Genomic DNA, 19635 nt, shown 5'->3' with positions numbered 1-19635 from the left:
ACGGAAGGCAGCTCTCGGCTGTGGCGTTGGTAGCGTAGCCGGAGTTAGAGATGCGTGCGAAGCAGAGTGTCCTTGGCCTCGTTCACACGGGCCGCGAGGTACGTCGAGCCCCCCTGGTCGGGATGGAGTTTCTTCATCAGGGTACGGTGAGCCCGGCTGATGTCGTCGCGCGTCGCTCCCGGCTGCAGGCCAAGGATCTGATAGGCCTCCTCGTTCGTCATTTTGCCGCCCGACGCCGCACGGCCCTGCCCCCGTGCCCGGTCGCCCTGTGCGTCCTGACGCCAGGCGGGAAAGCGGCGGTCCAGATAGCTTTCAAGTAGCGCGACGCTCTCGGCGTCGAAGCTCGGGACCATCGCCAATAGCTGCGACAGGTCGAACTCATCGAGCATGCGGCCGGCCTGCGGTCCGGCCACGATCTGGCCCCTGAGCACGCCGCTGCCGTGATCGAGGGTCATATCGAGATATTGCGAGCGCACCCGCGAGCTTTGTCCCTGGCTGCGCGAACCGCCGAACATACCGCCGAGATTGGGAAATCCGGTGCTTCCGAACGGCGACCAGCCGAGCAGTCCGGCGCCGAAAATGCCGAGCGGAATTGCCACCGCCAGTTCGCCCCGCACGCCGGTAAAGGCCGCGACCGCCAGCGCGAGCACCCCGCCGCCGATCTTGATCGCGCGCGCAAGCACGGCGGGATTGGCCGCACGGAACATCTGCAGCGCGGAATAAAGGACGACAACGGCGATGACGCCGGCGATCAGCGTTGGCATGTCGGGAATATAGGCGGCCCGGCGGCAAAAAGCATGCGAAGCTTCGTCTCACCGGCATCAGGCGGAGCCTGACGCGACGCGGCGCTATTTCATCTGGCCGATCAGCTTCGCCGCGCCGCTCGTCGTCTTCGCCAGTTGCAGCAGCGCCTCGCGGCCGCCGGCGGCATAGGCTGCGGCGGCACGCAGCAATTCGCGGAGCTGGGCGGCCGCGCCGGGATCGAACCTGCACCAGGCGCCGCCGGTCAGTCGCGCGATCTCGCGAAACGTTTGCTCGGCGGTCGCATCCCTGCCCTCCTGGAACATGAAGACCGGCACCTTGAGCAGGCCGAGCTCACCGGCTTTGGCGCAGAGATCGTCGGCGCTCTCCTCCATCGCGTCGCCGACGAACACCAAGGCGCGCACCCCTGCCTCGACCGCTTCGCGACGCGTCTCGGACAGCACCTTGCCGATCTGGGTGTTGCCGCCCTGGCAATCGATCTTGCTCATCAGCCGCGCGAGCTGCGCGCTGTCGGAGATCCAGCCCGACGCACGGCATTCATTGAAGCCGCGATAATAGACGAGGCGGATATCGAGACTGCCGAGCGCGCCGGCCTCGCGGAACATGTCCGCCTGCAGCGCGCACGCCATGTCCCATGTCGGCTGCCGGCTCATCGTGGCGTCGAGCGCGAACACCAGCCTGCCGTGGGCGCCGGCGCGATGCGGCGACATCGCCCGCGCCTTGGCGACGAATGCCGCGATGTCGTTCGCGCTGGATGCCGGCACGCCAGGCGCATGGGCCGGGCGTACATCGCTTCCGGATGTCGGTTTGATCGTCTTGCCGGCCATCAGCGCTTGCCTCGTACAGCAAACACTATGTGGGCCGCGGCAGTGGATTGGTCAACTTGACCGGCGAGCCTCGATCGCGGGCCGCCCGGTCAATTCGTGACCGACGGATCCTTCTTCGTCTCGGTCTTGGTCAGCGAGAGCGACTTCTTGAGCTTATCGGTCAAGGTCTGAGGTTTCTCGACCGGCACGTAGAGCGAGACGGGACCGGGCTCCAGAATCTTCGGCGGCGCATTCCTGGTGTCGACCGGCGCGACAGCGCTGTCGGTGTCGGCGAGGAATTTATCGAGCATGGCCTGGATCGAGTCCTTGGCCTTCTCGGGCCCGGTGTCACGCATGTCGTTGTGCTGGAAGTTGGTGTTCACCACGGTGATGCCGGCCTTCTCGCATTCGTCGGCATCGGGAACGACACCCGGATCCGGCTTGAACTGCGAGTCATGCGAACGGAATGACAGGATCTTGAACTTGCCGTCGGTCATGAACGGCACGCGCAGATTGTCCAGCGTCACCACCTTCTTGATCTCGTCCGGATACTGCTTGGCGAAATACATCGCGATGTCGCCGCCATTGGAATGGCCGACCATCGTCAGCTTGCTGTAGTCCGCGTTCGGCTGGCGCTTCTTCATCTCCTCGATCGCGAACTTGATGTTGGTGATGCCGCGCTGGTACTGCGGCAGGCGGCCGACATAGAGCTCACCGACCTTGGTCACCATCGGTCCGTCCGACGGCAGGTCGTTCTGAATGCTGATGGTCAGATAGCCGCGCGCCGCGAACACGTTCGCGAGGAAGGAATATTCGGTGAATTTGACGGTATTGCCATGATTGAGGATCGCAACCGGCAGCGTGATCATGCCAGCGTCGGCCTGCATCTCCTTGTCGAAGCGCACGGCAACGTCGACCGCGACCGGCCGCTCATCGCGCGTCGGGTCCTTGAACATGAGAGTTTCGTGACGGATCGCCCACTTGCTCGCGGTGAAATAGGCCGCCGTGATCACCACGGAGAGAGAAAGCAGAACGAGAATTCCACGCTTCATGACGTCCTCGAGGTGCCCGCCTTTTCAGGGCTATTCTTGGCCGGAGACTCTTCGGCCTCCTTTTGAGAATATATGTCACAGCGCTGTGACAGGAAGTCTAAAAGTTGGGACTTCGCAGCACGTTCATTGTGCGGTGCACACAACCTTTGTGCATTCGCTTCTGGCGCCATGGCTCTGCGGCACGATAATACCTCAAGACCAACCGACGGGGAGCGGAAACGCGGCTGGCTTGGGAAAACCGGATCTGGCCAGCTTTGTTCCGGCATATTGGCGACGGAGTGGCCGAAAACCCCGCAAGACTACCGTACTTCTGGACGGGCCAGGAAGTGACGATAGTCACTTCCTGGACGCCCGACGCCCTGGAACCTGCCAGAAGGAGTGCCCGGCGGTCTAGCTGCCGATGATGTCGTCGACTTCCAGCGGCTTGTCGACCTGGCTGAACCATTCGGCCCGGTTGGCGGCCCTGCGGCGGCCGCGCTCGTCGAGCGGCAGCTTGAGCTGGCGCAGCAGGCTCATCACCTCCTCGCGGGCGGTGACGTGACCGAGGCTCGGGCGGGTGCCGAGCGTCGCCTCGTCGATGTCGTCGAGCGCCGTCAGCCCGCGCGGGAAGAATTCGCGATAGACCACCCGCTCGGCAAAGCCGTCGACCGCACGGAACCCGAGCCGCAGCGAGAGCTGTTTCAAGCCGTCGGCCACCAGCTGCTTGTTGCGCGAGCCGAGCATCGAGAGCCGGTTGCGCACCACGATCCAGTCGGTCGAGGCGCCATCGAGCTGGCGGCGCTTGCGTCTGGTGTCGCGCACCATCTCCGCATAATGGCTCTCGCCGGTCACCGCATAGGTCGCGGGATCGACGGTGCCGAGCACGTCGAAATCGAGGAAGCTGTCGTTGATCGGGGTCACCAAAGTGTCGGCCATCGAATGCGCGAGCCGCATCAGGTAGCTGTCCGCGCCCGGGGTATCGATGACGATGAAATCGCAGGCGCGTTCCACCGCGCTCACAGCGGCCATGAACTGCTGGAATTCCGCGTTCTCGTTCTCCTCGATCTGCATCGTCTCGCCGTACTTGATGCAGTGGTGTGCCGGGAGCTCGAGGTCGAGCCCGGTGCGTCGCGCCCAGGCCTGGCGATTGCTGATGTAGCGGGTGAAGCTCTGCTGGCGGCAGTCGAGATCGATGCTGGCGACGCGTTGCCCGGCCTTCAGCAGCGCGACGGCGATATGCAGGGCGGTGGTCGACTTTCCCGATCCACCCTTCTCGTTGCCCAGCACGATGACATGTGCGGAGCCGGATTGACCCTGACGAGCCTGCACCAACATGATTCAAATCCCCGCAATGATCTTCAAAGCGAGCGCCGCTGCGGTCAAGTGAAATGCATCGCTGCGACAGGAAATCGATTGCGGCCGTGCTGATGAATCGATCAAGCAAGACTGCTGCGTCGATCGGCGGCTTTGATCCGCGCACGTTCGAGATCGTGTAAGGCTTATCGGCCGGTTTGCCGATCGTGGTTCGGACTTGGTAAGCTGCGTGACCTGCCGAACGCCAACCCGTCCCGCCCAGATTCGTTCCCACCCGGATTGCCCCACGAGCCGAGACCAGATGCCGAGAAATCCCACCGTCGTCCGTACCGTCCCCGCCCTTCGTCGCGCCGTCGACACGCTGCGCGCCAAGAAGGCAACCGTCGCGCTGGTCCCAACCATGGGAGCGCTCCATGACGGCCATGTGTCGCTGGTGCGGCTCGCCAAGCGCCGCGCCAAGCGGGTCGTCGTCTCGATCTTCGTCAACCCGACCCAGTTCGCGCCGACCGAAGATTTCGGCTCCTATCCGCGCACCTGGAAAGCCGACGTCGCCAAGCTCGCCGCCGAGGGCGTCGACCTGATCTGGCATCCCGAGGTGAAGGCGATGTACCCGGACGGCTTCGCCACCAGGATCGTGCCGGAGGGGCCGGCCACCGCCGGGCTCGAGGATCGCTTCCGGCCGCATTTCTTCGGCGGCGTCGCCACCGTGGTCGGCAAGCTGTTCACCCAGGTCCGGCCCGACGTCGCGATCTTTGGCGAGAAGGACTTTCAGCAGCTCCGGGTCGTCACTCAGATGGCCGCGGACCTCGACCTCGGGGTCAAGGTGATCGGATCCAAAACGGTGCGCGAGCGCGACGGTCTCGCGATGTCGTCACGCAACGTCTACCTCTCGCCGGAGGAACGGCGCGCCGCCCCTGAGCTTCACCGGGTGATGAAGCAAACGGCCGGCCGCCTGCGCGCCGGCGAGGATACCGCGACCGCAATGGCTGACGGCGCCGCGGCGATCACCAGGGCCGGCTTCGTGCTCGATTATCTCGAAGTGCGCCACGCCGCCTCCCTGGCGCCGATCGGCTCGCTGAAGGACGGCCCGATGCGGATGCTGGTGGCGGCAAAGCTCGGCAGCACGCGCCTGATCGACAATATCGCGGTCTGAGACCGGACCGGAAAAGTGTGAAACGGTTCATGCGCAGAGAGGATGCGAGCCTGTAATGAGGGCTCGGCCTCATCTGTGCGGCCGGGTGCTTGCGCCACGCTCGCGACGCATGGATGATCGCGCCTTTCAAGGGCGATCGGAATGAACCATTACTTCAGGCAAGGCATTGTTCTTGGCATCGCGCTGCTGGCCGCGGCTGGGGCGCAGGCACAGACCCGGCCGCCGGTCGGCGGCGTCAATTCGGCGCCCGGCGCCATGATCTTCTACGTCGCGCATGGTGCGCCTGATGCCTGCGGCCCCGGCTGCTCGGACTGGATCGCGGCCGAAGGCGCGGTGCAATGGGACACCTACAAGCGCCTGCTAGCGATCCTCGACCGGCAGAACGGACGCAAGCTGCCGGTGGTGATCAATGTCAAACCGGGCTCCGACCTCACCGTCGCTGCCAGCCTCGGTCGCATCCTGCGCGGTCGCGGCATCGATGCGGCGGTGGCGGCAACCGAGGTCGAGGCATGCAACGGAAAACCCGAGGAGGAATGCTTTGCACTGAAGCGGCCTGGCGGCCCGCTGGATGCGAAGGAAAAGCTCTCCGGTGTGCCCTGCGAGCTTGCATGTGTATTGATGCTTGCGGGCGGCGTGCATCGTAACCTGCCGCCCGGCAACCGCGTCATCCTGACCGCAAGGATGCAGATCTACGACCGGCTTGCACCCAACGTCTCTGCCGAGCACCGCGAAGGCCTTACCACAATCTTCACCGATCAGTTCCGGAGATATCTCAGCGAGATGGGGATCGGCCATGAACTGTTCGACGTCACCGCCGACAGGGCGGGTGGCCGTTATGTCGAGGTCCCGGCCTCAGAATGGGCTCGGCTGCATCTCGTGACCCAGTGATCCCGGATCACTGCCGTTCGATTGCTCAGAGCAACCCGATTGCTTACAGCAAGCCGAGGTCGCGCAACTCGCGGCGCATCGGCTCGGGCATCGATGCCACGCTGGCGGCGCTCGACTTGGTGAGATCGGCCGGCGCGGAGTCTGCGGTCAGGTAGCGCCAGCCCTGGAACGGCCGCATCGGCCGCGGCGAGACCGCGATCACCTTGGGCTGCATCACCAGCCGGCAGCGTCCGATGCCGTCCTTGTCGCGGAACGGCTCGATGGCGATGATCTTCTCGCGCGCGGCGATCTCGCCGCGGATCACCCAATAGAGCGAGCCGCCGGCAAGGATCTCCTCCTCGCGCTTCGGCGTCATCCGCGTGATGTGGACGTGACGGAGCGGCAGGCCCTTTTTCTTCGCGGTCGCCATCCGTTCGGCAACCCAGCCCTTGAGTTCCTTGACGGAGTCGCAACCGACGGCGAGCTTGATGAGATGAAGCGGCATGCGCCGGATGTAGCGGCCGGCGAGCGCTTTGAAAAGGGAGCGCTCTCCGCGGCGGTGGATATCGGGACTAGAGCGCTTTTCGAGCCAAACGAAGCCGGAACAGCGCAACGACGGCGGCTCAAGCCGCCGTCATCACGCTCATTGCTCGTTCGCAGCCGCCGGTGCGCTGGCGGCGGCAGGAGGCGACGCCGGCGCGGCCGGGGCCGGCGCGATCTGGACCGGGCGCTTCGCCGCCGGCGGACGCTTCGGGGCTGCGGCGGGCGGCGCGGCGGCGCGCGCGGCCGGCGCTGGTGCGGCGGCGGCCGGCTTTGCCGGCTCGGGCGTCATGATGCTGACCGGCGGCGTGTTCGCTGAGCTCGGAAACTCCGCATTGGTCGGCTTGCCGGTGGGCAACGACTGCGGCAGCGCCGCGACCAGGCCGGAGGCAGCCGATGCCTGGGCGCCGGCCGGCGCGTTCCACGACCCTGCGTAGCGCGTGATCAGGTTCTCGTAGGTCCGCTCGTTCATGTTGGCGATGATCTGATGGTTGTCGCCGAGCGAGCGGAACGCGGGGCACGCGGTCGGCGTGCAGTGGTCGCGCGCCATCAGCGCATAGGCGACCAGGCCGTAGCGGTCATGCTCGATGGCGCGGCGCAGCGCCTGCAACTCGGTGGTCGAATTGCGCTCGGCGGTCGCGAGGTCGCCCAGCGCGGTCAGGCGCGAGACCTGCGCCGCCGCGTAGCTGACCGCCGCCGCGGCCGTATCCGATGAACCGAACAGCACCTTCTCGCAGGCGTTGAGAACGGCGTCTCCGGCGAGGTCGTCGACGCAGGCCAGCGCCGGCACCGTCTGGCTGGCCAGTTGCGCCGTCCGTGTCTCGGCCGGCGCCGCCTGCCCGCCCGGGCCGAAGCCACGGATCGTCGCGGCGACCGCAACCGCGATCGACAGCAGCGTGATCACGGTCAGCGCGCCGTTGGCGACGGATTTTTCCGCACGCAGCAGCGTGACCAGAACGACGATCCCAAAGAACCCCGCAGCGGCCAGCGTCAGCCACATCGGGAAGGTCGGTGAGCGCCAGATCTGATCCAGCGAGGAAGCCCAGTTCATGCGCGATGTCCCTCAACGCAGCGTAAGCACAATCGGCGACGGCGAACGCCGCCACCCCGACGTCCAACCTTCAGCACAATGGTTCTGCGAACAGGGCCTTTTGACGGCGGCGGCGCGGAACCCGCTCCAGCCTCCGGCTTGCGCACAACTCCTTCAGGACAGCGCGAGCTGACTCTCCTTGGCCACCCGTTCGAAAGCTTCGGTCGAGCTCTTGATGCGATATTGGCAATCATCACCGTCGGTCGGCAGCAGACGGATCACTTGATAGGTGCCGCTCGCGGCGGGGCGCGCCACGTTGCTGGCCGTGAAATAGACGGTCTCGCCAATCGAGTACTTATGCTTCAACGCCCTCTCCATTTTCTTAGAGATTGCTGGCTGAGCTGACAGTCCCGATAGCTCAGGCCGGCATTTTGAGAACCCTGCGGCAAGCTAGCACATCGCACCTCCCCAAATCCAGCAAGATTGGGGCATAGCGAAGGTGCGATTTTGCAGGTTTTTCAGGGCGATAGGCAGCAATTTGCGTGCCAGCCGGAAATTGCCCACCGAGCCCGGTTGGAACCCTGATTCCACCGGCTCAAGCGGTCTGCGGCAGCTTGCCGCCCGGGCTCGCGCCGTCGACCGCAGCCGGAAGTTGTTGGGCGAGCACCTTGGACAGCTGGTCCACCGGAATGTTGAACCTGGCGGCGAGCTGCTTGACCGTGTCGCTGCCGAGCACCTGCTGGAGCTGCTCAGCGGTGATCGGCAGGTTCTTACCGGTACCGATCCAGGATTTGACCTGCTCGCCGAGCCCGGCCTGCTCGAGCTTGGCGACGATCGCGGACAAGCCGCCCTGCCCGCCATTGCCCAGGACCTCGCCGAGCACGACGGGGATCACCGCCGCGCCAAGCTGGCCAAGCATGCCTTTCAGCTCCGGCGAATTCTCCAGGGAATCGAGAATGCCCATGGTCTAAGTCCTTTCACGACTTGCAAAACCAGCCTTCCGGGATTCGACGCCTTCGGCCCCGCGGCGTCAAGCCGCGATCTTTGCGACCGCTGTCACAATTCGGAAGCGCAGCAACCGTCAGACATCCTCGAATCGGGCGATCCGCAGCGTCTCGGCAACGCCGTCGCGGGTCCATTCCTGGAACGCCGGAAGCTGCATCATGGCATCGACATAGTGCTGCACTTCGGCCTTCACCGGGATCGCGTAGGTGCGGAAGCGATGCACCACGGGCGCGTACATCGCATCGGCCGCGGAGAATGCGCCGAACAGGAACGGACCCCGCTTGCCGTAGCGCGCATGGCACTCGGCCCAGATCTCCTGGATCCGCGCCACGTTGGCGCGCGCATCATCGGAGAGCGCAACGGCGCGGATCGGCCGGTGCAGGTTCATGCCGCATTCGTTGCGCAGCGGCATGAAGCCGGAATGCATCTCCGCCGAGATCGCGCGGGCATGCGCGCGCGCGGCGCGATCCGCAGGCCAGAGCTTCGCCTCGGGAAATCTCTCGGCGAGATATTCGATGATCGCCAGCGAATCCCACACCGTGACGTCGCCATCGATCAGCGTCGGCACCTTGCCGGCCTTGCTGAAAGATAGGATGCGGTCCTTGTCGACCTGGTCCGTGTAGAGCGGAATGAAGACCTCTTCGAACGGGATGTTGTTGGCGCGCAACGCCAGCCAGGGCCGCATCGACCATGACGAATAGTTCTTGTTGCCGATGACGAGCTTGAGCATGTCCGGGAATCCTGTTGCCTCGGTAGTTTGCCATAGTGCATTGCACGCGTTCAACCTGTACATGACGCGGATGCGGCCCGGCGCGGACAGTCAGCCGCGCGCTCACGAAGGAAGGCAACATGACCGGCTATTGGACCGACATCCTGGCCGTCGGCTTCTTTGCGCTGGAATGGCTGGTCTACGCCATCACGCTGGAGCACACCGCGTATGGACGCGACAGCCTGTCGGCGCGGATGCACGTCTATCGCGAGATCTGGGTGCGGAATCTGCTCAACCGCGACGCACGGATGGTCGACATGCAGATCATGGCGAGCCTGCAGAACGGCACCGCGTTCTTTGCCTCCACCAGCCTGATCGCCATCGGCGGCGGGCTGGCGCTCTTGCGTGCCACCAATGACGCGCTCGCCGTGCTCGGCGCGCTGCCGGTCAACCTCACGCCCTCGCCCGCTTTGTGGGAGGTCAAGTGCATCGGGCTGATCCTGATCTTCATCTACACCTTCTTCAAATTCGCCTGGGCCTATCGCCTGTTCAACTATGTGGCGATCCTGTTCGGCGCGATGCCGCCGGCCGACCAGCGCGATACGCCGGAGGCCGAGGCCCATGTGATCCGCACCACGCGGCTGTTCGAGACGGCGGGCCGGCACTTCAACCGCGGCCAGCGCGCGTTTTTCTTCGCCCTCGGTTATCTCGGCTGGTTCGTCAGCCCCTGGGTGCTGTTCGTCACGACAGCCGCCGTCGTGATCGTGATCTGGCGCCGGCAGTTCGCCTCGAATGCCTGGCAGGCGATGGGAAGCTGACGCGACGGTCGAGGCCGTGCTGCGCTCCCTCTCCCCGTTCTTACGGGGAGAGGGTTGGGGTGAGGGGCTGTTTCCGCATCGACGGAGAGAGACGCGTTCGCGGAGACTCCCCCTCACCCGGATTGCATCTGGCGATGCAATCCGGCCTCTCCCCGCACGCGGGGCGAGGCCGAGTGCGCCGCTCGTCCCTGGTCTACGACGCGAAATCGCGCGGGCTGAAATCGAGGTCGAGCACCTTCCATTCGCCATAGCGATCCCGCGGCAGCATCGCATAGGGCTGGCAGGCCTGCAGCGCATCGGTCGCGCTCTTCAGCAACAGCGGCCCCTTTTCCGAGGCGGTGGCTTCGATCAGCAAGGGTGACGCGGCGAGCTTGCCGTCAGGCTTCATGAACACCCTGAGCTTGATCTTCACGTCGTCGCCCGCGCTCAGCGTCGGCGGGAGCTTCAGGCAGGTCTTCAGGTGACGGCGGAATTCGGCAACCACGCTCGAGCCGACATCGGCCTGCTCGGTGGCGGCCGCGTCGAAATTGTCCTTGCCGGGTCCGGGGCCGGACGGCGCGCTGGCTGGCGGTTTCACGGAGATATCGGGCGGCAGGCCGAGCATGACGTTGTATTTGACCGAAAGATCAGGCTCGGGCTGCGCATAGGCAGGCGGCGACGCTGCCGCCTGTTGCTGCGCCGCTGGCTGGGGCATCGGTGGCGTTTGCTGTGCCGGCGTGGGCGGCGGCTCGGCCGCGGCACGTTGCGGTGCCGGGCTGGGCTTGGGCGCCGGCGGCGTCGCCTGCTTCTCCGGCGGCTGCGGCGCGGCCTGCTGCTTCTGCGGCGCGGGCGCCTGCGCCGATGGTTCGGGCTTGGCCGAATCCACCGGCTTATCGAGCGACGGCAACTGCAACTCGGGCGTCGGCGACGGGCTCGGTGCCGGTTCGGGCTTGGTCTCGACCTCGGACTTGGCGACCTCCTGCGGCGTCACGATCTCGACCGGCACCGTGTCAGCGGCAACGGGATCGAATTGATGGACCTCCGAATAAAGGAAAATCAGCGCGAGCAGCATCAGGTGCACGAACACCGACGCCATCAGATCCGCGTTTGGCCGAAACTTCATCCCACTCGATCACATCAGTGACGTCTCTCCCCGCCGGGCTACAATACCGGCCGGAACCCGCCTGCCTCAATCCCCATTCGGTCCAAAGCCGCAATCGGCCAGCGGGGCATTAGCATGATCCGGATCAGGACCCAGCCATTTTTCCAAAACTTGATGCTTTCCAAGACTTGATGCTCAGGCAAAGACCCATGCATCGCGGGGCTCATCATCGCGCGTCAGCGCTCCCGATCGCCGAGATCTCGCGCATGTCGTCAACCGACAGTTCGAAATCGAAGATGTCGATGTTCTCCTGAAGACGTTCGAGCTTCGAGGTACGCGGGATCGCGGAGACATTCTGCTGCACCAGCCAGCGCAGGCTGACCTGGGCAGCGGTCTTGCGATAGCGGTCGCCGATCCGCGCCAGCGCGCGGTCGCCCTTGACCCGTCCCTTCGCGATCGGGCTGTAGGCAACGAACGCCATGCCGTGGCGTCGACAGGCCTCGATCACATTGGCCTGGTCGAGATAGGGATGGTACTCGACCTGGTCGCACGCCAGCGGCTCGGGACATGCCGCCACCGCCTCCTCGATCAGCGCCACGTTGAAATTCGAGACACCGATATGCCGCGCCAGGCCCGCCTGCCTGACCCGCGCCAGCGCGCCGAGCGTCTCGGCAAGCGGCACCTGTGCATTGGGCCAGTGCAGCAACAACAGATCGACCTCGGTTAGGCGCAGCCGCGCCAGGCTCTCCTTCGCCGACCGTTCGAGATCCTTCGCCATGAAATGCGTGGTCCAGACCTTGGTGGTGACGAACACGTCGTCGCGCTTGATGCCGGAGGCACGCAGCCCCTCGCCGACTTCGCGCTCATTGTCATAGATCTGGGCGGTGTCGATGTGGCGATAGCCGAGCCGCAACGCCTGCTCGACGATGCGGGCGCAGGTCCGCCCGCGCAGCTCCCATGTGCCGAGCCCGATTGCCGGGATCCTGGCACCGTTGCCTTCGACGACATTCATGCGCTCATTATGCGCGCATGACGAGGCCCTGCCAACTCGCAGTTCGGTTCCGCGATGGAACGTTCACCGCTCCGGCTGGTAGCCGTCGGTCAACGTCTTCAGGAAGGCGACAATGTCGGCCTCGTCCTGCGCCGTCATCGCGGGCGTGTCGCCGAGATGGCGCTCGAACGGCGGATCGCTGACGTCGACATTGCCGTGATATTTCTCCGGCAGGTCATCGTACTTGCGCACCGTGCCGTCGGCGCTGCGCGGAAAGACCTTCTCCGGATTGGTATCGCGGAAGTTATAGAAGTCGAGCACCTGCTCGAGGCTCGTGAAGACACCGTTGTGGAAGAACACGCGACGCGTTGCCGTGTTGCGCAAGGTCGGCGTCAGAAACATCCCGCAATATTGCGTCTGCTCGGCAATGTCGGTGCGGTACGGACCGCAGACCCCGAGATCGAAATGATCGGGATCGCGGTTGCCGGCGAGCGCGGCGTTGCGCGGCGCACCGAGCGCCTCATATTGGTGATCGGTGAACAGCGGCGGCAGATCGTCCCGGGTCGGCTGCGACGTATGGCAGCCGCCGCAATTGGCCTTGTCCGGATCATTGAACAATTGCAGGCCGCGCAATTCGCTCTCGTTCAATCGCGCCCTGCCCTCCAGCCAGTAGTCGAACTTGCTGGTGTAGGGATGGAAGCTCGGCTCCTCCACCTGATAGCGCGCGACGGCAAACATCGCCTCCGCGACCAGCAGCCGCGTATTGTCGAAGACACCGGCGCCGAACAGCTCGGCGAAGCGCGGCGCGTAGCTCGCCTGGCGCAGCTTCTGCGCCACGATTTCGATGCTGCCGCCGTCCATCTCGTTGGGATCGAGCAGCGGGAAGATCGCCTGGTCCTGCAGCGTATCGGCGCGGCCGTCCCAGAACAGTCCGCCCTGCGGCACGATGTTGACCGCCGACGCGGCAGTCCCGGTCGCGACCTTCTTGGCGCGCGGAGCCTGCTGGCCGAGCGCGGCCAGTTGCGCGAAGTCGACGACATTGTCGTCTTCGTCCTTTTCCGGCCCGATGCTGAAATTCGGCTGCCGCTCGAGATAGGTCAGGCCCGGCACGGCGCGTGTCCCTTGCCGGGATTGCGCGGGCCCGCCGAGCATCACCGGCCCATCATTGGGTGGCCCGTAGGCGTGGTCCGGACTGTGACAGGACGCGCATGACAATGCGCCCGACGAGGACAGCGACGCGTCGAAAAAAATCTTCTGGCCGAGCTGCGCCATGGCGGACAGCGGAGCAACAGGCGGACGCCTGAGCTGCACCGGGTTCGGATTGGTCCCCGGAAGTCCCTGCGTCTCGACGGCCGCAACGGCGCCGGCCATGCACAGCAGGCCGGCGCCGAGAAGCCACAAGGTGCGGCCATTCATATCAGATCCAGTGTCGTTAAGCGTTTTCGCGCGAACTGGAGACCAGTTCGCGCGAGCAGAACGCGTCAGGGCAGAGCTTCGGTTCTGATTGGATCAGAACCGAAGGGCGTTAGTGGTGATGGTGATCGTCCGGCGCGCTGACGATGACGGTGCCGGCGGTCGGATCGAGAAACAGCGTGTCCTGCCGGTACTCGTGGTCCTGGCCGTGGCCGCGCTCGAAGTCGAACATGTCGGCGATCGATTCGACGTTGTCGTCGAACGAGCCGCCGCCGAGACGCTGGCCGTGCAGCCAGTTGTCCTCGATGAAGCGAACGACGGAGGCCTGCGAGATGCGGGTGTGGCTGACGTAATTCCGCTTGGCGAAGGGCGAGATCACCAGGAACGGGACACGCGTACCGGGACCGCAGCGGCCGTTTACCGGCTGGCCGTTGAGGCCGTTCGGCGGCGTCTGCCTGCCGATACCGCGACCGCACTGGCCGGGACCGTTGACCTGGTCGGCGGTGGGATCATACGAGGCGCTGATCGGTGCAAGGTACTGGTGGTCGTACCAGCCGTCGGAGTCGTCATAGGTGATGATGACGGCGGTCTCGCCCCACTCCTTCTGCTTCTGCAGGAAGTTGATCAGCTCGACATTGCCGGCCTGCTCATCGAGCGGATCGGAGTTGCCAGGATGACCGTCCTGATAGGCCGGCATCTTGATGTAGGAGACGGCCGGGAAGTTGCCGGCCTTCACCGAAGCATAGAAGTCCTCGAGATCGTAGGCATGATTGGCCGGATCGAGCGTCTTGCTGCCGGGCATATAGGAGTGTCCGACCGCATTCACCGAGCTCGGTCGCGCATGGGTCGGGTTCGCGGTCGACTTGTAGTACTGGAACCAGGCGTGGTGCGGGATGTAGTCCACGACGGTGCCGTTGACGTTGCTCGAGAACGTGCTGCGGCCGCAGTTGGTGGTGCCGTTGCTGTTCTTGAGCGTCAGGTCGAAGCCGCCCATGAAGCTGCCCCAGCTGATCTGCTCGGCATTGAGCAGGTCGCCGATGTTCTTGCTGGTCATCAAGACCTGGCTCGTCGTGCTCGAGCAGGCATCGTAGGCAGGGTCGGTATCACCGATGAGCGTCAGGCCGCCCTGGCCGTCGGCGATCGACGATGACGAGCCGACGATGTTCTGCGCGCCGTTGGTCTGGCCGGACACGACCTCGAGCGCGCCGGGCGTCGACGGACCAAAGGTGTCGGTCCAGCTGTTGTCGCTCATCGCGAAGTTCTGGGCGTAATTCCAGAACGCGGTGACGGTGTTGCCGTCGAAATAGCCCATCACCTGCCCGTTGGTGCCGAACGCGCCGACGCCGCCGGCGGTGCCGCGACCGGTGAATTTCGGAAACAGGTCTTCCTTGCCGTTGTCGACCGCCTGCTGCTCGGGCGTATAGGCGTGGTTCTGCGACTTGGTGTTGGCCTGGGTGCGGTCGAGGCGGAACGGATTGGTTGCGCCGGTGCCGTTGGCCGGATTGGTGTTCGGGTTATTGGTCAACAGATTGGCGCTGGCGAGATTGTTGACCTTCGGCGTATGCGGCTTCGCCGTGAACGGAATCGAGCCGGTCGGGTTGGTCGCAACCGGGTAGGTTGCGAAGTAGTGATCGAACGAGCGGTTCTCGTTGAAGATGACGACGAGATGCTTGATCGGCGTTTGGGTGTGGATGTCGTGCGGATGATGATCGTGGCCGTTATTGCCCTTGTTGTCGTCCTGAGCGGCGGCGCTGCACATCACCGCAGCGGCAGCAACCAGACAGACTCCGACCGTCGAAAGAAATTTGGCTTTCACCGTAGTGCCCCTTTTTATTTTTAAGGATTTATGACGTCGACCTGCGACAAGTTATCCACCACCGATGACAGCGCTGTGTCGGTCGAATGAATGCGACGAACGATGATGCGCGCTCATGTCCGCATCGGTTGCAGATATCGGGGGACCAATCTTTGCGCGCATGACAGACGCCCTCCTCTTCCGTCTCACGCGATCGGCTATCTGTGGACGCGGTTTCGGTCACAAGACATGGAATTGAACGGATCGCGTTGGAGATGACTGCAGCAGTCAGCAATCATGCGAACAGGTTGTGCACCGCCGGCTGTCGCGGCTTGCTCACGCCCGAAAAAAATCCGCGCCTTCCGGGGATGTGTCCCGAAAAGCGCGGATGCTTGGTCTGGTGGCGGATGAAGGCCGCGATTCAACTCGGCGTGAAGCCTACCCCTTCATTCCCGTGATCGAAGCACTGACCGCGCGCGGATCGCGCTGCGGCCAGCGGCCGCTCTCGACCTGCGCCAGGAATTCGCCGACGATCCGGTTGTATTCGTCGGGCTCCTCGATGTTGATGGCGTGGCCGCAGTTCGGCATCACCGCGAGCGCGGCCGACGGGATGCTCTGCTTCATCAGGATGCCCGGCAGCAGGCAAGGCCAATCCTCGTCGCCGGTGATGATCAGCGTCGGCACCTTGATCCGCTTCATCTCGTCGACCAGCGTGTAGAGCGAAGGGCGCTCCTTCTGTACGCCCTGCTGGGTGTTGGCCGATCCCACCGCCGAATGCTCGGCCAGCATGGCCTTGAACTCGGCATGGCCGCGCGGGTCCTTGTTCTCGTACTGCACGCGGGTCGGCCCGTAGGCGTAGCGCTCGGCGAAGGTCGGAATGCCCTCCTTGCGGATCATGCCCGCGATCACGTCGGCCTCGGCGCGAAACGTCTCGCGCTTATCGAGCTCGGCGCCGTAGCCGCAGCCACCGATGCATAGCGACAGCGCCCGATCAGGGTGACGTAATCCGAAATGCAGCGTCGCAAAGCCGCCCATCGACAGACCAACGATATGCGCCTTCGGCGCGCCGATGTGATCGAGCACGGCCAGGATATCGTCAGCGGCGCGCGCCTGCGAATAGGACGAGACCTGCTCCGGTACATCCGACGGCGGAAAGCCGCGCGCATTGTAGGCGATGGTCCGGAAGCGCTTGCCGAAGTGCCGCATCTGCGGCTCGTAGCTGCGCAGGTCGCCGGCGAACTCGTGAACCAGGATCACCGGATGCCCCGATCCGGTCTCCTCGAAATAGAGCCGCACTCCGTCGTCTGTCACAGCATAGGGCATGTTGATCTCCTGCCCTCTCTCCTTGCTTGTTACGGATTGGTCGCGTTACGGAATGGTCGCGGCCTTCAACGGCTTGGCGCGCGGCAGATAGGTGCCGTGCTCCTTGCCGCCGATGAGCGTACCGTTATCGACGACGACCTTACCGCGCACCATGGTCAGCACCGGCCAGCCCGTGACCTCGAGCCCCTCATAGGGCGTGTAGTCCGCGCCGTCGTGGATCAACTCGTGGCGAATCGTGACCTTGCGCTTCGGGTCCCACAGCGCGATGTCGGCATCCGAGCCGACCGCGATGGTGCCCTTGCGCGGATAGAGGCCGTAGATCTTGGCGTGGTTGGTGGCGCTGAAGGTGACAAAGCTGTTGAGGTCGATCCGTCCCTTCACCACGCCTTCGGAGAACAGGATCGGCAGCCGCGTCGCCACACCCGGGATTCCGTTCGGCACCCAGCGGAAGCTGGTACGTCCCTTCGGCGCAAGCTTGCCCTGCGGGTCGTCGTAACGGAACGGACAATGGTCCGACGAGAACACCGAAAACACCTTCTGCTGCAGCCCTTCCCAACAGGCCTGCTGGCTGGCGACGTCGCGCGGCGGCGGCGAGCAGACGTATTTTGCGCCTTCCATGTTGAGCTGATCGAGATCCTTTTCGGTCAGCATGAGGTATTGCGGACAGGTCTCGCCCATGACCCGCAAGCCCCTTTGCTGCGCGCGCCGGATTTCGTCCATCGCCTCGCGGTTCGAGACATGCACGATCATGATCGGCACGTCGACGAGCTCGGACAGCGAGATCGCGCGATGGGTGGCCTCGCGCTCGACCGGGATCGGCCGCGAGGTCGCATGGAAGCGCGGCGCGGTGTTACCGGTCCGTTCGAGCCGGTCGGTCAGGAAGCGGATGGCGTCGAAATTCTCCGCATGCACCATCAGCATGGCGCCGGTCTCGCGCGCGACCGACATGGTCTCGAGCAGCTCGCGGTCCGACAGCGCGAGGCCCTCATAGGTCATGAAGACCTTGAGCGAGGTGTAGCCGTCCTCGACCAGGGCCGGCAGCTCCTGGCCCAGCACATGCTCGGTCGGATCGGTGAGGATGAGATGGAAGGCGACGTCGACATGGCACTCGCCTTCGGCCAGCGAATGGTAATGCTTCAGCGCCTCGCGCAGGGTCTGGCCCTTCTCCTGCAGACAGAACGGCAGCACGGTGGTGTTGCCGCCGAAGGCCGCCGATCGCGTGCCGCTGGCAAAACCGTCGGCCATTACGATGCCGTCACCGGACGGCTGGGCGAAGTGGACATGGCTGTCGATGCCGCCGGGCAGCACCAGGCGGTCGGTGGCGTCGATGATCGTGGCTGCATCGCCGAGATCATGGCCGAGCGCCGTGATCTTGCCGCCACGGATACCGACGTCGCAGGCGAAGGTGTCGGCCGCGGTCACCACGGTGCCGCCGCGGATAATGGTGTCGAAGGACATCAGTTTGTTCCCTCCTTCGGTGAGCGGTGTTCGATGATTGCGGCGAGTGGCTCGGCCAGCCCGCGCGTCGGCTTCGGATCGGGACGGCGGAAGGTGCCGGCCACCGCCTTGCGCGGCTTGAGCACGGCGAGCGTCTCCGCCTGCCGCACCGCCGCCGCGACCGGATCGACCACCGGCACCGGAATGCGGTCGCGGACTTTTGCCGCGAGTCCGGCAAGCGGTGCGCCCGACAGAATGACGACGTCGGCGTTGTCCTGATCGACCGCACGGTTGGCGAGCGCGACCAGCAGCTCCTCCTTCTCGGCCTGCACCTGCGAGATCGACTGGAAATGACCGTCAAGCGTGCGAATGCCGGCGCAGCGCGAGCTCAGCCCGTGCATGGCGACGCATTCCTCGTACCAGGGCGCCAGCGCGCCGGCGAAGGTGACGATACCAAACCGGCGGCCGAGCATGCAGGCCGTGAGCATCGCAGCTTCGGCCAATCCCACGACGGGGAAGGCGAACAGCTCACGCGCGCCGAACAGGCCGGGATCGCCGAACGCCGCGATGACAGCGGCATCGACGCCGGGGCCGGCTTCGGCCAGCATCTCCAGCGCGATCGCACCACCGATCTGGGCCTCGGCGCGGGTCGCGATATAAGGCACGCCGCGCGCGGCGGTGAGCGGCACGAGCTCGGTGCCGGCGGATGCCGCCTTGCTGCCGGCGGCATGGAGCAGATCCGTCACATCAGCCGTCGTGTTGGGATTGAGCAGCAGGATCTTCATGGCGCAACGTTCCTCGTCTTGCGGCCGCGCGGCCTTGCCGGTGCCTCCGGTGCCGCGGCGTCGTCCGCCTTGTCGTTCATTGCCTTGGCATCCAGCGTCTCGGCGACGATCTCGCCAGTGCGGCGCACGTGGTGGGCCAGTATCTGTCCGGCCCGGGCCGCATCACGCGCCTTCAGCGCCGACAAAATCTCCTGATGCTCTTGCACCGATTCATCCCAGCGGCCGAGCACCGACAGCGCGAAGAAGCGCGCCCGCTCGGCCCGCGCCAGCAGCGCCTCGTGCGTCGCCTTCAACACGGCATTGCGGGCGAAGCCGACGATCGCCGAATGGATCTGCTGATTAACTTGAAAATAATCGCGCAGCTCGCCGCGGCCGTGATGCCATTCGATCTTGTCCTGCAGCGCCGCGAGCCGTTCGAAGTCGTCCGGCTCCATGCGCAGCGCGGCGAGCTCGGCGGCGCAGCGTTCGATGCCGCTGACGGCCTCGAACAGTTCGGCGAGTTCGGCACGGCGGAACGGCGCCACCACGGCGCTGTGGTTGAGCCGCAGCTCGACCAGGCCCTCGCTCGCCAATTGCTTCAGCGCCTCGCGCAGCGGCGTGCGCGAGACGCCGAGCGCGTCGGACAGGTCCGCCTCCCCCAGCGATTGCCCCGGCGCCAGCTCGCCGCGCACGATCATGGTGCGCAGCCGCGCCGCAGCCTGCTCGTGTAGCCCGACCCGCGGCACACGCAGGCGGCGCCGTTGCAGCGCGGTCATCGCGCGCTTGGGTTCCTTGT

20 protein-coding genes are annotated in these 19635 nt (G+C 65.1%); 3 read left to right on the top strand and 17 right to left on the bottom strand.

Going from position 1 to position 19635, the window contains the following annotated elements:
* Positions 1–44: 44 nt before the first annotated feature.
* The 4 genes from ACVIYL_RS29890 to ACVIYL_RS29875 form a co-directional block, all read right to left on the bottom strand.
* Positions 45–764 carry a DnaJ domain-containing protein gene (locus tag ACVIYL_RS29890; RefSeq protein ID WP_076834525.1) on the bottom strand — a complete coding sequence of 240 codons (720 nt, stop codon included), beginning with the start codon at positions 762–764 and terminating at the stop codon, positions 45–47.
* An 84-nt stretch (positions 765–848) separates the two neighbouring features.
* Positions 849–1589, bottom strand: coding sequence for a vWA domain-containing protein (locus ACVIYL_RS29885; protein WP_253608332.1), 741 nt, complete (start codon positions 1587–1589; stop codon positions 849–851).
* An 89-nt stretch (positions 1590–1678) separates the two neighbouring features.
* A complete protein-coding gene (locus tag ACVIYL_RS29880; RefSeq protein WP_050999547.1) occupies positions 1679–2620 on the bottom strand; it encodes an alpha/beta hydrolase in 942 nt (313 codons plus the stop codon).
* Positions 2621–3010: 390 nt separating this feature from the next.
* Positions 3011–3934 carry a division plane positioning ATPase MipZ gene (locus ACVIYL_RS29875; protein ID WP_057020819.1) on the bottom strand — a complete coding sequence of 308 codons (924 nt, stop codon included), beginning with the start codon at positions 3932–3934 and terminating at the stop codon, positions 3011–3013.
* 280 nt (positions 3935–4214) lie between these two features.
* Between ACVIYL_RS29875 and panC the strand changes: the two genes are divergently transcribed.
* Both panC and ACVIYL_RS29865 read left to right on the top strand, forming a co-directional pair.
* On the top strand, positions 4215–5066 hold the full coding sequence (gene panC, locus ACVIYL_RS29870) for a pantoate--beta-alanine ligase (protein ID WP_028336416.1): 852 nt from the start codon (positions 4215–4217) through the stop codon (positions 5064–5066).
* Positions 5067–5207: 141 nt separating this feature from the next.
* Positions 5208–5954 (top strand): hypothetical protein, encoded by a 747-nt coding sequence (locus tag ACVIYL_RS29865; RefSeq protein ID WP_253608331.1) that lies wholly within the window; start codon positions 5208–5210, stop codon positions 5952–5954.
* A 43-nt stretch (positions 5955–5997) separates the two neighbouring features.
* Here ACVIYL_RS29865 and ACVIYL_RS29860 read toward each other — a convergent pair whose 3' ends face one another.
* From ACVIYL_RS29860 to ACVIYL_RS29840, 5 genes are all read right to left on the bottom strand, one after another.
* Positions 5998–6438 carry a DUF1489 family protein gene (locus tag ACVIYL_RS29860; protein ID WP_028336418.1) on the bottom strand — a complete coding sequence of 147 codons (441 nt, stop codon included), beginning with the start codon at positions 6436–6438 and terminating at the stop codon, positions 5998–6000.
* 138 nt (positions 6439–6576) lie between these two features.
* A complete protein-coding gene (locus ACVIYL_RS29855; protein ID WP_253608330.1) occupies positions 6577–7524 on the bottom strand; it encodes a hypothetical protein in 948 nt (315 codons plus the stop codon).
* A 153-nt stretch (positions 7525–7677) separates the two neighbouring features.
* Positions 7678–7881, bottom strand: a complete 204-nt coding sequence (locus ACVIYL_RS29850) for a hypothetical protein (RefSeq protein WP_018272021.1) — start codon at positions 7879–7881, stop codon at positions 7678–7680.
* A gap of 217 nt (positions 7882–8098) precedes the next feature.
* Positions 8099–8467, bottom strand: a complete 369-nt coding sequence (locus tag ACVIYL_RS29845; RefSeq protein WP_253608329.1) for a YidB family protein — start codon at positions 8465–8467, stop codon at positions 8099–8101.
* A 117-nt stretch (positions 8468–8584) separates the two neighbouring features.
* Positions 8585–9238: a glutathione S-transferase family protein gene (locus ACVIYL_RS29840; protein ID WP_253608328.1), complete on the bottom strand. Its 654-nt coding sequence runs from the start codon at positions 9236–9238 to the stop codon at positions 8585–8587.
* A gap of 119 nt (positions 9239–9357) precedes the next feature.
* Between ACVIYL_RS29840 and ACVIYL_RS29835 the strand changes: the two genes are divergently transcribed.
* Positions 9358–10035: a DUF599 domain-containing protein gene (locus tag ACVIYL_RS29835; RefSeq protein WP_076834541.1), complete on the top strand. Its 678-nt coding sequence runs from the start codon at positions 9358–9360 to the stop codon at positions 10033–10035.
* Between the two features lie 193 nt (positions 10036–10228).
* On the opposite strand, the gene ACVIYL_RS29830 is transcribed toward ACVIYL_RS29835, so the two are convergent.
* The 8 genes from ACVIYL_RS29830 to ACVIYL_RS29795 all read right to left on the bottom strand — a co-directional run bounded on the left by ACVIYL_RS29830 (position 10229) and on the right by ACVIYL_RS29795 (position 19615).
* A complete protein-coding gene (locus ACVIYL_RS29830; protein ID WP_253608327.1) occupies positions 10229–11137 on the bottom strand; it encodes a hypothetical protein in 909 nt (302 codons plus the stop codon).
* 205 nt (positions 11138–11342) lie between these two features.
* A complete protein-coding gene (locus ACVIYL_RS29825; RefSeq protein ID WP_310880562.1) occupies positions 11343–12128 on the bottom strand; it encodes an aldo/keto reductase in 786 nt (261 codons plus the stop codon).
* Between the two features lie 63 nt (positions 12129–12191).
* On the bottom strand, positions 12192–13523 hold the full coding sequence (locus ACVIYL_RS29820) for a cytochrome-c peroxidase (RefSeq protein WP_253608325.1): 1332 nt from the start codon (positions 13521–13523) through the stop codon (positions 12192–12194).
* Positions 13524–13632: 109 nt separating this feature from the next.
* A complete protein-coding gene (locus ACVIYL_RS29815) occupies positions 13633–15279 on the bottom strand; it encodes a phospholipase C (protein ID WP_256558989.1) in 1647 nt (548 codons plus the stop codon).
* A 474-nt stretch (positions 15280–15753) separates the two neighbouring features.
* Positions 15754–16638, bottom strand: coding sequence for an alpha/beta fold hydrolase (locus ACVIYL_RS29810; RefSeq protein WP_253608323.1), 885 nt, complete (start codon positions 16636–16638; stop codon positions 15754–15756).
* Positions 16639–16683: 45 nt separating this feature from the next.
* Positions 16684–18096, bottom strand: a complete 1413-nt coding sequence (hydA, locus tag ACVIYL_RS29805; RefSeq protein WP_253608322.1) for a dihydropyrimidinase — start codon at positions 18094–18096, stop codon at positions 16684–16686.
* Complete coding sequence (locus ACVIYL_RS29800; RefSeq protein ID WP_253608321.1) at positions 18096–18860, bottom strand: aspartate/glutamate racemase family protein; 765 nt, start codon at positions 18858–18860, stop codon at positions 18096–18098. Before ACVIYL_RS29800 ends, hydA begins: the two co-directional genes overlap by 1 nt.
* Complete coding sequence (locus ACVIYL_RS29795) at positions 18857–19615, bottom strand: GntR family transcriptional regulator (RefSeq protein WP_057020880.1); 759 nt, start codon at positions 19613–19615, stop codon at positions 18857–18859. The genes ACVIYL_RS29800 and ACVIYL_RS29795 overlap by 4 nt, the downstream gene beginning before the upstream one ends.
* Positions 19616–19635 lie beyond the last annotated feature (20 nt).

This window comes from Bradyrhizobium sp. USDA 3315 (assembly GCF_054056795.1).
The sequence above is the reverse complement of the archived record's forward strand: the minus strand, read 5'-3'. Positions and strand labels throughout refer to the sequence as shown.

Bases quoted from the DNA above. Each gene is read 5' to 3' on its own strand.
- ACVIYL_RS29800 (WP_253608321.1), bottom strand. From the start codon at position 18,860: ATGAAGATCCTGCTGCTCAATCCCAACACGACGGCTGATGTGACGGAT.
- ACVIYL_RS29795 (WP_057020880.1), bottom strand. From the start codon at position 19,615: ATGACCGCGCTGCAACGGCGCCGCCTGCGTGTGCCGCGGGTCGGGCTA.
- hydA (WP_253608322.1), bottom strand. From the start codon at position 18,096: ATGTCCTTCGACACCATTATCCGCGGCGGCACCGTGGTGACCGCGGCC.
- ACVIYL_RS29810 (WP_253608323.1), bottom strand. From the start codon at position 16,638: ATGCCCTATGCTGTGACAGACGACGGAGTGCGGCTCTATTTCGAGGAG.
- ACVIYL_RS29860 (WP_028336418.1), bottom strand. From the start codon at position 6,438: ATGCCGCTTCATCTCATCAAGCTCGCCGTCGGTTGCGACTCCGTCAAG.
- panC (WP_028336416.1), top strand. From the start codon at position 4,215: ATGCCGAGAAATCCCACCGTCGTCCGTACCGTCCCCGCCCTTCGTCGC.
- ACVIYL_RS29840 (WP_253608328.1), bottom strand. From the start codon at position 9,238: ATGCTCAAGCTCGTCATCGGCAACAAGAACTATTCGTCATGGTCGATG.
- ACVIYL_RS29885 (WP_253608332.1), bottom strand. From the start codon at position 1,589: ATGGCCGGCAAGACGATCAAACCGACATCCGGAAGCGATGTACGCCCG.
- ACVIYL_RS29890 (WP_076834525.1), bottom strand. From the start codon at position 764: ATGCCAACGCTGATCGCCGGCGTCATCGCCGTTGTCGTCCTTTATTCC.
- ACVIYL_RS29880 (WP_050999547.1), bottom strand. From the start codon at position 2,620: ATGAAGCGTGGAATTCTCGTTCTGCTTTCTCTCTCCGTGGTGATCACG.
- ACVIYL_RS29850 (WP_018272021.1), bottom strand. From the start codon at position 7,881: ATGGAGAGGGCGTTGAAGCATAAGTACTCGATTGGCGAGACCGTCTAT.
- ACVIYL_RS29875 (WP_057020819.1), bottom strand. From the start codon at position 3,934: ATGTTGGTGCAGGCTCGTCAGGGTCAATCCGGCTCCGCACATGTCATC.
- ACVIYL_RS29815 (WP_256558989.1), bottom strand. From the start codon at position 15,279: ATGTGCAGCGCCGCCGCTCAGGACGACAACAAGGGCAATAACGGCCAC.
- ACVIYL_RS29855 (WP_253608330.1), bottom strand. From the start codon at position 7,524: ATGAACTGGGCTTCCTCGCTGGATCAGATCTGGCGCTCACCGACCTTC.
- ACVIYL_RS29835 (WP_076834541.1), top strand. From the start codon at position 9,358: ATGACCGGCTATTGGACCGACATCCTGGCCGTCGGCTTCTTTGCGCTG.
- ACVIYL_RS29865 (WP_253608331.1), top strand. From the start codon at position 5,208: ATGAACCATTACTTCAGGCAAGGCATTGTTCTTGGCATCGCGCTGCTG.
- ACVIYL_RS29825 (WP_310880562.1), bottom strand. From the start codon at position 12,128: ATGAATGTCGTCGAAGGCAACGGTGCCAGGATCCCGGCAATCGGGCTC.
- ACVIYL_RS29830 (WP_253608327.1), bottom strand. From the start codon at position 11,137: ATGAAGTTTCGGCCAAACGCGGATCTGATGGCGTCGGTGTTCGTGCAC.
- ACVIYL_RS29820 (WP_253608325.1), bottom strand. From the start codon at position 13,523: ATGAATGGCCGCACCTTGTGGCTTCTCGGCGCCGGCCTGCTGTGCATG.
- ACVIYL_RS29845 (WP_253608329.1), bottom strand. From the start codon at position 8,467: ATGGGCATTCTCGATTCCCTGGAGAATTCGCCGGAGCTGAAAGGCATG.